Raw genomic sequence first — 230 nt, forward strand, 5'->3', positions numbered from 1 at the left:
AACGTGTTAATGCCAATGATAAATCCGGCGTAAAAATCAAAGGAGCCGTAATCCATGGTCACCAGCACGCCAGCTAATCCCGCCATCGCCGCACCAATCACAACCACCAGCGAGATAACGCGATCGGTATTGATGCCGAGAATGGAAGCCATGCGCCGATCCTGGTGCACTGCACGGCAAATACGCCCGAGTTTGGTGTACTGGATAATCCAGGTCAGCAGCGCCATGTC

General features: G+C 53.5%; 1 pseudogene. It reads right to left on the minus strand.

Annotated features, from left to right (window positions below):
• Nucleotides 1-230 (minus strand): annotated as a pseudogene (locus KVT28_RS27375) (branched-chain amino acid ABC transporter permease LivH); the annotation flags it as partial.

It is taken from the genome of Pantoea sp. GbtcB22 (genome assembly GCF_019091025.1).
In the GTDB taxonomy this organism is placed as follows: domain Bacteria; phylum Pseudomonadota; class Gammaproteobacteria; order Enterobacterales; family Enterobacteriaceae; genus Pantoea; species Pantoea leporis.